The sequence below is a fragment of the Ruegeria sp. I3 genome (genome assembly GCF_056532525.1).
The window spans coordinates 624835-637892 of the sequence record NZ_JBQFNI010000003.1 but is presented as its reverse complement, the minus strand read 5'-3'; the positions used below and the strand labels follow the sequence as shown (position 1 = coordinate 637892).

Genomic DNA, 13058 nt, shown 5'->3' with positions numbered 1-13058 from the left:
GAAATGAAGCATTATGTCCCTGCAAATGACCATGCGCATTTGACCGAAACCACGTTGGCACGACCCAAACGAGACCATCAGATCGAGATCATTCTTTGCGAGGGCGGAGCGGAAGCATCGGCAGATATGCTGGTTGATTTCTATCGTGCCCTGAATGAACTGAACGAAGGCCATACATACATTACAAATATCCGCACCATTGCCGACGGTGCTGCGGGCGGACCCTTGCACTGGGCCGGGCGAACCGCGATTTTCTGGGGGGATATCTACAAAAGCTGGCCTCTGACACCGTCGGACAAAACCTGGATCGCCCAAGTATTGAACCTGTCCTACCGATCAATTCTCGTTGGCGGTGCAGTGTTTCTTCTCGCCCAGACTAGTCGCGCAACCAAGCGGATTGCATCGGTTCACCCCAACTTTTCTGCCGCAGCGCAAGAGGTTGGACTGATCGACGTCGGTTCGGGTACATACTGGTCCTCAGATAGCCGCACCCATAGCGCATCAACCAGATTGGGCACGTTGCGTTTGTTGTCCGATTTTGTTGCCTTTGATCACGGCGAGCATCTTGCCGAGTCAGTACGCAGCTATATCGGGTTGGCCGACAGGCAAACTACATGCGCAAGCCAACAGGCAGCTCGATTGATCAGACGTTCAAAAGCCGACCCAATGGTGCGACAGGTTGTTGAAAAGATGCAGAACAATCTGGAGGATCCGCTTAGGATACCGGAACTTGCGATGGCGCTTGGTACATCAACGCGCCAGTTACAGCGGCGGTTTCTGGACAGAACGGGTGTAAAACTGCTGACAACGTATCGGGAACTTCGCCTAGAACGGGCCTATGGCCTGCTTCAATTTACCGAGATGACCTATCTTGAAGTGGCGACAGCTACGGGCTTTTCTTCCACAAGTGCATTGGTGCGTGCGTTCCGGGATCACTATGATGCATCGCCTGAAAGTGTACGAAATCGGCGATTTGCAGGCAAAACTCAGGCTGTTTAGCTTGATCGTGTGAATCGACAGCGCAGTCGAATGCGGTTGATACCACACTGGGCCTGAACTTTTGGCATTCACCATTCATGAGGTTGACGACAGATACGATTGTTAGTCCAGTTAACAATGCTTTGCCACCGGCCCAAATATTGGCCCGGCTAAATCCTCAGTTGCCGTCTTTCAGACAAGCTCGCAGCTACGCGCTGGCCAATTGTTGTCGTAGGACCTCTCGCTTGAGATCTGCGAAGTTGATACGCTGGTGTTTCGATCGATACGATATTGTACGGGCCGGTTATCCATCCAAGTCCGCACTGGGAAAAGAGAGCATGAAACCTAGGAATTTCGTTCCGAAAGGGGCCGCGACGTTCGACATCGATTATGACGGATCATCCAACGAGATCTATTTTCTGTTGCTGCCGAAACTCACCATGCTTGCCTTTAGCGCAGCGGTTGAACCGCTGAGGATCGCCAATCAGGTCACCAACAAAGAGCTCTACAAGTGGTTTCTGATCTCAGAGGATGGGAACCCTGTTCGATGCTCCAATGGAGTCGAAATAGCAGCTGACTTGGCTCTGCATAATTTACCGCGATCATCCAGATTGTTTGTGTGTTCAGGGATCGAACCATCGGAAAGCATTAATTCAACGATCCTTTCGTGGATCAGCCGTCAGAAAGCGTTTGGCTGCAAGCTTGGTGGAATTTGTACCGGCGCATTTACGCTGGCCAAGGCAGGTATGCTGACCGGCAAGAGGTTCACACTGCATTGGGAAAACCAACCCGCCTTTGTTGAACACTTCGAACACCTGACACCATCGGCTAACCTGTATGAGATTGACAATGATCTGATGACATGCGGTGGAGGTAACGCGGCAACCGATATGGTACTGGACATGATTGAAACCGACTTCGGAAAGGATCTGGCCATCATCGTCTCGGACATGTGCATCCACTCACGATCCAACAATCAAAAAACGCTCCAGAAATCCGCGTTTTCTGTCGCGTTGGGCAGTCGGAACCAATACCTGATCAGCGCCATCCAGATCATGCATGAGAATCTGGAAGAGCCTCTGGATATCTCTGAGATCGCCAAGATCGTTCAGATTTCTCGCCGACAGTTGGAGCGGCTGTTTCAAAAATATGTCGAGGTTTCCCCGGTACAATTCTACATCGAGTTGCGTGTGGCGCGCGCTTACGCGTTGCTAAGCGAAACAGAAATGACCGTTGCTGAAATTGCGGCCGCCACGGGTTTTGGCAGCGCGACCCAACTGACAGTTCGGTTCAAGAAACGATACGGCGCAGCGCCGACTTCATTCAGGCGAGGCTGGTCGGGACAGAACGATTGAGAGATGCCGGGCCGGTGGACCCGTCTGCCATCGTACTCTACCAATCAGGGCTAGAGTCCGAGTTCGCCCCGCTCGGATAGCACCTATAATCTGGGAACATTAACCGCCATGGAATTGAACCAACCCGAACTTCGCCAACTTAGGCGGTCATTCCACAGACACCCCGAATTGGGCTTCAATGAAACGAAAACCAAAGCCAAAGTTGCGGCGCTGCTACGTCAATACGGGCTTGAAGTTCATGAAGGCGTGGGCGTGGTGGGTATCCTCAGGGCCGGTCAAGGCAACCGCGCGATCGGATTACGCGCAGATATGGACGCGCTACCCATTCAGGAAGCCAGCGATCATGATTACGTGTCACAAAATACCGGCATTATGCACGCCTGTGGCCATGATGGTCACATGACGATGCTGTTGGGCGCAGCAAAGACTTTGTCCTCGGATTCCGGTTTCAGCGGCACGGTGGTGTTCCTGTTTCAACCGAATGAAGAGCTTGGCCTGGGGGCCAAAGCGATGCTGGACGAAGATGTCCTAACGCGATTTCCAATCGAAGAAGTCTACGCCATACATAACCTGCCCGGGGCACCCGTCGGGCAGATGTCGACCCGAACCGGTTTAATATGCACATCGGAAAGCCTTTTCGAAATTACGATCAATGGGCAAGGCGGCCATGCGTCCATGCCGCAGTCTGGACGTGATGCGCTAACCGTGGGGGCAGAAATCGTTCTGGCGCTTCAGACAATTGTTGCGCGCAAGCTGGCCCCGGGCGCCGGGGCGGTTGTGTCGGTGACCGAATTTCTGACCGATGGGCAGCGCAACGTCCTGCCAGGAACCGCGACGCTAAAGGGTGATGCGCGGGCTCGCAGCCCTGAAGATCGAAACAAGATCGAAGAACAAATGCGCAAGATTGCACATGGCATCGCATCCGCCCATGGCGTCGAAGTCCAAGTGGATTTCAAAACCGAATTCATCGAAACAGTCAACGCACCGATCCCGACCGAGGCTGCCATCCGCGTCGCGCAGCTATCCGGGCTGGACACACTTCCCAATCGTCAACCGATGAGCTTTTCAGAGGATTTCGCGCATTTTTGCAAAGCCGTACCCGGCTGCTTTATCCTATTGGGCAACGGTGAATCCGGCCCCAATGGTCAACCGCTGCATTCGAACGACTACGATTTCAACGATGCGTTACTGCCGATCGGCGCGGAATTCTGGGCAAATCTCGTGCGCGATAGGCTTCCGCTTCAAGACGAAGACTGAACGGGGCCCAGCAACATAGCACCTTCGAACGGCCGTCAGATGAATGATCTAAGACGGCCGCTCACACTATAATTTGGACCTTACCCTTGCTAGAGCCTGATGCGGAATGCCGCAAACCCATCAGCGCCTTCACCGGCATCCTCGATGGTGACGCCTTTGACTTCGCCCATGTAGTCGCGCGCCTTTGGACCAGTTTCAAACAACACGGTGGTGCCAGAAAGCGGCGCAAACGACCAGTTTGCATCGGCCTTGGGATCGATTGTTCCTTGCTCGACGATATACCGCACGATCACGTCGCGGTTGGTGTCAGGGGCTTCGAACACGACGGTATCACCCATTGCGCCCGGGAAAGAACCGCCGCCCGAAGCACGATAGTTGTTGGTGGCAATGATGAACTCCATGTCATCCGTGACCGCCTCACCGTTGAAGGCCAAATCTACGATACGGGCTGCATCCGGGTTGATCTCTTCCCCCTTGGGTCCAAAGCGCGACGGTTGCGATAAGTCGATCTGGTAGGTCACACCGTCCATCACGTCGAAATTGTAGGAAGGGAAGTCCGGGTTTAGCAAAATCGCATCCTCGGATCCCGCCTCGATCTGGTTGAACATACCCGCCGAGCGTTCCAACCAACCCCGAACCTGAGCACCGTTCACGCGTACCGCGCGCACGGTATTGGGATACAGGTAAAGATCAGCCACGTTTTTGATCGCAACATCGCCCACCGGAACATCTGTGTAATAGTCCGGGCCGCCGCGACCCCCGGCCTTGAACGGCGCTGCAGCCGATAGGATGGGCAGACCTTCATGTTCGGTGCCCTTCATCATCTCTTCGACGTACCATTTCTGCGCGATCGAGACGATTTGCACCGATGGGTCATCCGCAACTAACGCGAAGTAGCTGTGCAGCGGAGCCGAAGTCTTGCCGACCGCGCGGCGTACATAGGCCAGTGTTTCGTCGTGATCTTTCGCCACCGAGTCCAGCACCTTCTGATCGTCGCCAACAAGTGCGGTGATCGAACGGTCTTCGTTTCGCTTTGAAATCGGGCGCGCCTCGGACGTTGTCGTCACAACCCGCCATTCGTTTCCGTCGCGCTCAAGCAGCAGATCCAGCAGGCCAAGATGTGACCCCCAAAATCCGCCCATCACCGCCGGTTTGCCCATCAAGGTCCCCTTGTCGACATCAATGCCGGGACGATCAGCAAAGGTAGCGGACGGGAATACGAGGTGATTGTGCCCGGTCACCAGCGCGTCGATGCCATCGACCCCTGCCAAAACGACTGAAGCATTTTCCATTCCATCAGCGTGATCCGCATCCCCAATGCCGGAATGCGACAAGGCGATGATCAGGTCGCAACCCTGCTCTTGCATCTCGGGGACATAAGCCTGCGCCGTTTCGACTATGTCACGCGCCTGCACGTTGCCTTCCAGATGCTTGCGATCCCAGTTCATGATCTGAGGCGGAGTAAATCCGATGACACCAACCTTGATCGGATGCTTGCTGCCATCCCCCATTTCAATCTCACGCTCAAGGATGGCATAGGGCTTCACCAGAGTCGTATCATCGCGGGGGGACGCCCCAGTCTCTTTTGCAACATTGGCCAGAACCACGGGGAATTCTGCACCAGCAAGCGCTTTTTCAAGAAAATCTAGGCCATAGTTGAACTCGTGATTGCCCAAAGTGGCAGCGTCATAACCAACAGTATTGAAGGCAGTGATGATCGGATGGCTGTCGCCTTCTTTCATGCCACGTTCATAGGCGATATAGTCGCCCATCGGATTGCCTTGCAAAAAATCTCCGTTATCGACGAGCAGCGAATTAGTCGCCTCTGAGCGTATCTCATTAATGATCGAAGCGGTTCGCGACAAGCCAACTGTATCGCGAGGTTTGTCCGCATAGTAATCGTATGGGAACACGTGAACATGGATGTCAGTGGTTTCCATGATCCTCAGATGCGCCTGATTGTTGGCCGCCGCCGCCGAAAAGGGATGCAAGGTGATGGCAGCAGCGCTGGCGGTCGTAGTGGCAAGAAACTGACGGCGCGAAATCAAACTACGATTGGAATAGGACATAAGGCACCTCTCAGGTTTGTGGATCGACGCGTGTTCTGGATGCTTTTCACAACAAGGGTATGACAGTGAAGATCTTTGCATCAAACATGTCGAACTTGGGGGTAGGATCCTAAAAGCCTATTGTATTGAATTGTACAGTCCAAGCCACTTTACGCACCAAAGGCGATTGCAGTGAACTGCCCGCATCGTCAGGCCTTCCAACCGATGGATGGCGGTTTCCGCGAGAGCGATGGCTGAGAGACAGACAGCGGTCAAAGCGCGTCGCAACGCGCATTAGACCCTTGAGCCTATCGGATATGATCTCGATGCGGTTTTGCCGTCTGTACCGACGCTTGTCATATTTGACCGGGGTCTTGCGCGGACCATAATCGGCAGGAGCGGCACGTCAGCGCATATCATTGTGAATGAAAAAGACTATTTCTCTCAATACACACCTATCGTCGAACCGGGGCTTTCTAGGCGACTTCGGGATGAAGGGTCTAGGCGTGCTATCTGCGCGTCAGCCAGCCGATGAACTCAATCATGATTTCAGTTCAATTTTCCAATCGGGAAAAAAGTGAAAGCTGCAAGTCAATGGCTTCCGAACTTGACGAAGTTACGATGGCCAAAACTGTTTGAAAAGCAAATACCCATTGCCTTTTCCACCAAAGCAACTAGTAGAGACGCGACTTCGTATTCGGGCCCCCTCTGACTTTCCTGCGCAGACTTAGATAATGAGCGATTTTGTCATGACACAGACATCACTGGACAACCTGCTACACAAACTTAATGCGAAGCAGGCTGTGATCGGGATTGTTGGACTGGGATATGTTGGACAGCCCCTGGCCCTCAGATATACCGAAATTGGATACCGGGTCATTGGCTTCGACCTGGATGCCACAAAGGTGCAGGACTTAAACTCCGGTCACAGTTCGATTGAGCATATCGACGATGCCCGCATCACAGCGGCACGGGAAAATGGGTTCGAGGCTACCACGGATTTTTCGCGTATCGCTGAGGCGGATGGCATTATGCTTTGCGTGCCAACGCCACTCAACAAATATCGCGAGCCAGATCTGAGCTTTGTCACCGACACGTGCGATCAGATAGCAGATCATTTGCGTCCGGGACAGGTTATTGCACTGGAAAGCACAACTTATCCAGGCACAACCAAAGAAGAAGTTTTGCCTCGGCTTGAGAAGAACGGCCTCAAGGTCGGCGAGGATATTTTTGCGGTCTACTCACCTGAACGGGAAGACCCAGCCAACCCGGATTTTACCACCAATACCATCCCAAAGGTTGTCGGCGGGCATACAGGCGCCTGCCTGAAAGCGGGTATCGCGCTTTATGAACACGCAATTGATAAACTCGTACCAGTAAGCTCGACTGAAACTGCCGAGATGACAAAGCTTCTGGAAAATATCCACCGGGCGGTAAACATTGGCCTCGTGAACGAGATGAAAATCGTTGCTGACCGCATGGGGATCGATATTTTTGAGGTTATCGACGCGGCCGCGACCAAACCCTTCGGGTTCACGCCTTACTATCCGGGTCCGGGACTTGGAGGGCACTGCATCCCCATCGATCCATTTTACCTGACCTGGAAAGCACGTGAATACGGCATCAACACACGCTTCATCGAATTGGCCGGTGAAGTGAACACGGCGATGCCGGAATATGTGTTTGGCAAACTCGCCAATGCGCTGAATGATCGCAGCAAAGCGATTCGTGGCAGTAAAATTATGGTTTTGGGCATCGCGTACAAAAAAAATGTCGACGACATGCGTGAGAGCCCTTCTGTCAGCTTGATGGAGCTGATCCGAGACAATGGCGGAGACCTCAGCTACTCGGACCCCCATGTGCCCGAGTTTCCCACGATGCGGGAACACTTCTTCGAATTGTCATCTGAGACCCTTACCCCTGAGGTTCTGTCGGAGCAGGATGCAGTTATTCTGGCGACCAATCACGATGCCTTTGATTATGAGTTGATCAAAAAACACGCGAAGCTCCTCATCGACACCCGCGGTAAATACCGTACCTCTGAGCAAAATATTGTTCGTGCTTAAATGAAACTGCGTCCGGCTCTGCGTAGCTGAGCCGGAACACCTGGCGGATGGTACTTAGGAACGGCTGTCGCTCGTATGATCGCTTACGCGGGACCAAAACTCTGAATGGTTTGACGGTGTCCTAAGCGCTGGATGAATGCGCTGAGTATTGGACCCGCAAGGCAAAAATGTCGGCACTTTCCTGCCATTCCAATCAATTCATAGGTACGAACACCGCCTAAACAACTGGCGGCGCATGAAACGCGCGTTGTTCCGGTGCAGGTAGGCAGATATAGTTGTGGGAAATGTCAGGCCGCCTTCGGGTACAGGAAGATTGGCTGTTGACGAGTTCCAATTGTGAGCAATCAAGGGCCAAAACGCGTGAGCTTGAAAAACCGCAACACCCCGCCTCAGCGCCATGAGCTGCGAAAGGTGCGTAATCAGGGGAACAGTTTCCTGGCGCTTGCCTTCATTTTCAGCGTTTTTGTCAATCTGCTTATGCTGACCGGACCGCTGTTCATGCTACAAGTGTATGATCGGGTCCTTGGGTCACGCTCGGTCGAGACTTTATCAGCGCTATTTCTGCTTGTCGCGCTGCTTTATGCGCTGATGGCGATGTTGGACTATGCGCGCGGCCGAATTGTGGCTCGGTTCGGAGCGCGATTTCAATCAGCACTCGATGAACGCGTGTTTGAAGGGACCATGCGACGCGCATTGTTCCCACAGGTTCGATCAGCACCTGCGACAGCATTGCGAGATCTAGAATCGATCCGTGCATTATGTGCCTCGCCCGTTTTGTTGGCGGTAATGGACATCCCTTGGACTCCAATCTTTGTGGCTGCAATTTTCCTGTTCCACCCGTTGCTAGGCTGGTTGGCCGTCGCAGGCGGAACGCTTCTGGTTGTTATCGCCCTACTAAACCAAGCGTTGACCCATCGCAAAGTGGCAGATGCTCAAATCGCCTCTGCCAAAGCAAATGCATTTTCTGAACACGCCAGACAAGCTGCCGAGGTCGTCAGATCTCAGGGCATGCAGGAAGATGTCTCAAAACGCTGGTTGAACCAACGCACCGAGGCGCTTTCTCAATCCATATCCGCAAGCGACTGGACCGGCAGCTTTACTTCGTTGACTAAGTCTCTGCGGCTGTTTTTGCAATCCGCCATGCTGGCGCTTGGCGCGTTGCTGGTTCTGCGCAACGAAATGACGCCCGGTGCTATGATTGCTGGCACGATCCTTCTAGGTCGCGCTTTAGCTCCGGTCGAAATGGCGGTGGGTCAATGGTCGATGATCGAACGCGCGCGCACGGCATGGATTAACCTGAACACATTTCTTGATTCAACGCCCCCCGAGGCGTCGCGCACCAAATTGCCCGTTCCGAAAGCACATCTTGTCGCAAAGGGCCTGACGGTGATCCCTCCGGGCGCGAAGACACCGACACTACGGAATGCGGCACTTGAGTTGCGCCCCGGCACAGCTCTGGGTGTGATTGGTAAAAGTGGGTCTGGCAAAACAACCCTAGCCAAAGCGTTGTTGGGCCTTTGGCAACCGGCGGCAGGGGAAATCCGTTTGGCCGGCGCTACACTTGATCAATACGACCCTGATGATCTCGGGCAACATATTGGCTATTTGCCACAGCAAGTGACCCTATTTAACGGAACGGTTGCTGAAAACATCGCCCGGATGTCACAAACCCCTGATCCCGAAGCTGTAGTTGCCGCAGCGAAAACAGCCAATGCGCATGAGCTGATTCTGGGGCTTGAGAAAGGATACGATACCTTCCTTGAGGGCAATGACAGCCAGCTTTCCGGTGGGCAGAAACAGCGGATTGCATTGGCGCGCGCTCTCTATGGTAATCCGGTATTGTTGATTCTGGATGAGCCAAACTCGGCCCTGGATGCAGACGGAACCCTCGCCCTGAACAACGCGGTCCGCGAGCTCAAGAGCGCGGGCAAATCCACGATTATCATGACGCACCGGCCTCAGGCGATCTCGGAATGCGACGATCTTGTCGTTGTCGAGAAAGGCCAGATCGTCAAATCCGGTGGGCGCGATGAAGTTTTGAACACGATGGTCCAAAACGCCAACGTTATCAAAAGGCACCTGAACAAGGTGGGTGAATAATGGCAGACAAGAGTTCACGTCCCGTTTGGAGTATTAAAGCGCCCGCTTTTGTCGGCCTTTTGGCTCTGGCAGTTTTGATCCTGGGACTGGGATTATGGAGCGTCCGCACTGAGCTGGCCGGTGCTATTATCTCGCAAGGTGTGATCGAAGTTCAGAGCAATCGTCAGGTCATCGAACACCCCGATGGTGGCGTTGTAGGCGAGATATTCGTACGTGACGGTGATGCAGTGGCGCGTGGGGACATGATGCTGCGGCTTGACGATACGTTTTTGGCCTCGGAGCAAACGATCGTGGAATCTCAGCTATTTGAGTTACTTGCCCGAAAGACTCGGCTAGAGGCTGAACGGGATGGTGCTAACGCAGATACGTTGAAGAAAAATCTGCAAGAGCTCAAAACCCGCGAATCGATCGACGACGATCTGTTGGAAGGCCAACAACGTCTGTTCAACGCCAGGTTGGAAACGCTGACCCAGCAGATCGACCAGCTTGGGAAACAGAAGATACAGATCCAGAACGAAATTGAGGGGACGCAGGCGCAATTGGCGTCACTGAATACTCAGGTCGAATTGATCAGAACGGAGCTCGAAGATCAGCAAGGTTTGCTTGATCGCGGCCTGACACAGGCCAGCCGCGTTTCTGCATTGCAGCGGGAAGAGGCAAATCTAACAGGGCAAATCGGCAGCCTCGAATCCACAGTTGCGCGACTGACAGGCCAGATCGCCACGACCGAGATTCAAATTGTTGAATTGCAGGCCACGCGGCGCGAAGAAGCCATCACCGAGCTTCGGGATGTGCAGTCTCGCGTTGTAGAACTGGCAGAACGTCGTCTTTCCCTTTCCGAGCGTTTGTCGCGTCTAGACATCCGTGCACCCGTCGCTGGCACAGTTTACGACAGTCAGGTTTTTGCCATCCAGTCTGTGATCCAGCCGGGTGAGCCGATGATGTATGTAGTGCCGCAGGATACGCCCTTGTTGGTCGCAGCACGGGTGGATGCGTTGCATGTGGATCAGTTACATCGCGGGCAGGAAGTCGCCCTGCGCTTTCCCGCATTCAATCAACGCGACACGCCTGAGCTGAATGGCCGTGTGATCAATGTATCAGCAGATTCATTCACAGATGAGACAAGCGGCTTTACCTTCTACCGTGCTGAAGTTGTGCCTGACGAAGGACAACTGGACCGTTTGAATGGTCAGGAACTGTTGCCAGGTATGCCTGTCGAAGCCATGATCAAAACTGATGAACGCACTCCGCTTTCTTACCTGGTCAAACCATTGGCAGATTACTTCTACCGCGCGTTTCGAGAATAGCACCGGTCACGCAGTCTCATTCAAACTGCCTCGATATTGCCAAGCAGTATTGAGGTCATGTCGACCGACAGATCACTATCAACAATAGTGACCTCTGCTCCGGTTTCGTAGGTGACGTTGCTGCGTGAAATTCCGGATAGATCCGCATTTGCATCCAGAAAAACCCACTCAGCGTTGTGCGCAGAAGGCTGGCCAACCGCAACCTGAAGAATTGCCAGTGCATCCAACGCGTTTACCGATCCATCCCGGGTGATATCGGCCGCAATGTAATTTTCGGCCGTTGCCGGACCCCATGTCGGATCAAGGCCAACCGACATGCGCAAAACCTGCAATGCATCCAGCGCTGTTATCTCGCTGCTAGCCGTTGAATACGATTTGATGATGTCCAATTGGCCGGAAAACGCGCCGTCTGGTAGATCCAGATCAAATTCACCTTGTGCATTTGCCTGCGCAACAATTGCAGACCCTCCGTCTGGGGTGAACCGGATTTCAGCATTTCCCAACGCTGCGTTTGGAGTCGTCGAATTCAGCGTGAACCCACCAGCTACCCCGTCTGATGAGTTGTTATCCGGCCCGCTACCCAGATTGACAGGAATATGATCGGGACCACCAAACCCTGCGCCGAATACCTGCTCAGTTGTCAGGGACGTGCCATTAGCTGAAACAAGTTCTATCGTTTCGTCGCGATAAGCGATTTGGGCGCCTCGAGCGGTGGAAGTGAAATCCAACTGCGCTGGGGTGCGCAGAAACGGATAATCGGTCAGATCCAAACGATCGGTGCCGGCCTGAAAGTCCGTGATCACAGTCGGGCCACTTGTTTGACGGATCACAAAGATGTCCGCACCAGCACCACCCGTCATGGTCGTGGAACTGGTGCCCGTAATCAGCATATCGTCCCCTGCTCCGCCGTCCAGAATAGTGTCCAGTACACCGCCTTTTAGCATGTCGTCCTGCGCGGTTCCGGTTACTGTTCCGAACCCTTCGGCAACAATTCCAAGGTCGGCAATCGATATACTCAGCTGAGTGAGCCCTGCATCGTGTTGAGATGATACAAATATCTGCAGTTCATCCCCCATATGCGCAACGCTGATCGTTTGAACATTTTGCAATCCACTGTCCAGGGTATCAGCAAAACTATCCATATGGATGAGCTGCCCGTCCGGCGTCATTGTAAACAGCGTGATCCCATCATCCCCGCCCCCAGCCACCACGAAAACCCGACCATCAACCTCAAGGACTGAAAGATCCTGTACGGCCCCAAACCGGGTATGCAGGGTGTCCAGAATATGATCCGTCGGCTTTAACTGCCCGCTGGCGTCCAATTCCATAACGCTTAGCGAATTGCTTTGTGATCCGGCCACAACAATCCATGACTTTCCATAGGCTTGAATTGTCTCAACCGCCGTAGGAGAACTGATGCCCAGCGTTTGGATATCGTCATTACCGGCAACCTCAGAGAGCACGCCACTGCCTTGATCGATCGAATATGACGAGATTGTTCCACTGGTTGCATCTGCGCCGACAATGAAATGATTCGACCCCGATTGCAGGGTCTGAAGCGTACTGGCAGACGCGTTGATGCTATGCGCCGGGCTCAGCGATCCATCACCATTGATACTATAGGTGCCGATCTGGCCTGTGTCCTCATGCGCAAGCGCAAGCAAGTCGCCAGCCCCAATCGTTACCTGGACCGCTGCAGCGATATCCCCGCCGCCCGTCAAGGCATCGGTTTCTTGCAAGGCACCCATAGTGCCATCCGCGTTTAGTTCATAACCCACAAGCCCTGTGGCAGTATCGACGTCGAGGACCAGTTGATCATTGCCCGCCAGATGAATCGGGGTTCCGCTGTGCCCGACCTGATGGGCAATCGAGGCATCGAAATATTGTTGGTCCTGTTCTTGTGGGCCAGCCCCCTCCACAAGGTGCCAAGACACGAGCCCTCCCCCG

General features: G+C 53.7%; 8 protein-coding genes and 1 pseudogene. 6 read left to right on the top strand and 3 right to left on the bottom strand.

Features of this window, described 5'->3' with window-relative positions:
• Positions 1–3 precede the first annotated feature (3 nt).
• The 3 genes from ACR0L9_RS11350 (at position 4) to ACR0L9_RS11340 (ending at position 3590) form a co-directional block, all read left to right on the top strand.
• The gene (locus ACR0L9_RS11350; RefSeq protein ID WP_480895690.1) at positions 4–999 is read left to right on the top strand and encodes a helix-turn-helix domain-containing protein; all 996 of its coding nucleotides are present in this window, start codon (positions 4–6) and stop codon (positions 997–999) included.
• A 317-nt stretch (positions 1000–1316) separates the two neighbouring features.
• Positions 1317–2333, top strand: coding sequence for a GlxA family transcriptional regulator (locus tag ACR0L9_RS11345; RefSeq protein WP_480895689.1), 1017 nt, complete (start codon positions 1317–1319; stop codon positions 2331–2333).
• Between the two features lie 108 nt (positions 2334–2441).
• Positions 2442–3590 carry an amidohydrolase gene (locus tag ACR0L9_RS11340; RefSeq protein ID WP_480895688.1) on the top strand — a complete coding sequence of 383 codons (1149 nt, stop codon included), beginning with the start codon at positions 2442–2444 and terminating at the stop codon, positions 3588–3590.
• Between the two features lie 89 nt (positions 3591–3679).
• On the opposite strand, the gene ACR0L9_RS11335 is transcribed toward ACR0L9_RS11340, so the two are convergent.
• The gene (locus ACR0L9_RS11335) at positions 3680–5659 is read right to left on the bottom strand and encodes a bifunctional 2',3'-cyclic-nucleotide 2'-phosphodiesterase/3'-nucleotidase (protein ID WP_480895687.1); all 1980 of its coding nucleotides are present in this window, start codon (positions 5657–5659) and stop codon (positions 3680–3682) included.
• 244 nt (positions 5660–5903) lie between these two features.
• Positions 5904–6017: pseudogene (locus ACR0L9_RS11330) on the bottom strand (IS5/IS1182 family transposase); the annotation flags it as partial.
• Positions 6018–6372: 355 nt separating this feature from the next.
• Between ACR0L9_RS11330 and ACR0L9_RS11325 the strand changes: the two are divergent.
• From ACR0L9_RS11325 to ACR0L9_RS11315, 3 genes are all read left to right on the top strand, one after another.
• Positions 6373–7704, top strand: a complete 1332-nt coding sequence (locus ACR0L9_RS11325) for a nucleotide sugar dehydrogenase (protein WP_480895686.1) — start codon at positions 6373–6375, stop codon at positions 7702–7704.
• A 360-nt stretch (positions 7705–8064) separates the two neighbouring features.
• Entirely contained in the window at positions 8065–9804 is a 1740-nt protein-coding gene (locus tag ACR0L9_RS11320; RefSeq protein WP_170394562.1) for a type I secretion system permease/ATPase, read from the top strand.
• The gene (locus ACR0L9_RS11315) at positions 9804–11111 is read left to right on the top strand and encodes an HlyD family type I secretion periplasmic adaptor subunit (protein WP_170561493.1); all 1308 of its coding nucleotides are present in this window, start codon (positions 9804–9806) and stop codon (positions 11109–11111) included. The genes ACR0L9_RS11320 and ACR0L9_RS11315 overlap by 1 nt, the downstream gene beginning before the upstream one ends.
• A 20-nt stretch (positions 11112–11131) precedes the next feature.
• Here ACR0L9_RS11315 and ACR0L9_RS11310 read toward each other — a convergent pair whose 3' ends face one another.
• A complete protein-coding gene (locus ACR0L9_RS11310) occupies positions 11132–13045 on the bottom strand; it encodes a M10 family metallopeptidase C-terminal domain-containing protein (RefSeq protein WP_480895685.1) in 1914 nt (637 codons plus the stop codon).
• Between the last annotated feature and the right edge of the window lie 13 nt (positions 13046–13058).

What these genes read in the sequence shown, in the direction of transcription:
- ACR0L9_RS11345 (WP_480895689.1), top strand. Translation starts at nt 1,317, where the DNA reads ATGAAACCTAGGAATTTCGTTCCGAAAGGGGCCGCGACGTTCGACATC.
- ACR0L9_RS11325 (WP_480895686.1), top strand. Translation starts at nt 6,373, where the DNA reads ATGAGCGATTTTGTCATGACACAGACATCACTGGACAACCTGCTACAC.
- ACR0L9_RS11340 (WP_480895688.1), top strand. Translation starts at nt 2,442, where the DNA reads ATGGAATTGAACCAACCCGAACTTCGCCAACTTAGGCGGTCATTCCAC.
- ACR0L9_RS11335 (WP_480895687.1), bottom strand. Translation starts at nt 5,659, where the DNA reads ATGTCCTATTCCAATCGTAGTTTGATTTCGCGCCGTCAGTTTCTTGCC.
- ACR0L9_RS11350 (WP_480895690.1), top strand. Translation starts at nt 4, where the DNA reads ATGAAGCATTATGTCCCTGCAAATGACCATGCGCATTTGACCGAAACC.
- ACR0L9_RS11315 (WP_170561493.1), top strand. Translation starts at nt 9,804, where the DNA reads ATGGCAGACAAGAGTTCACGTCCCGTTTGGAGTATTAAAGCGCCCGCT.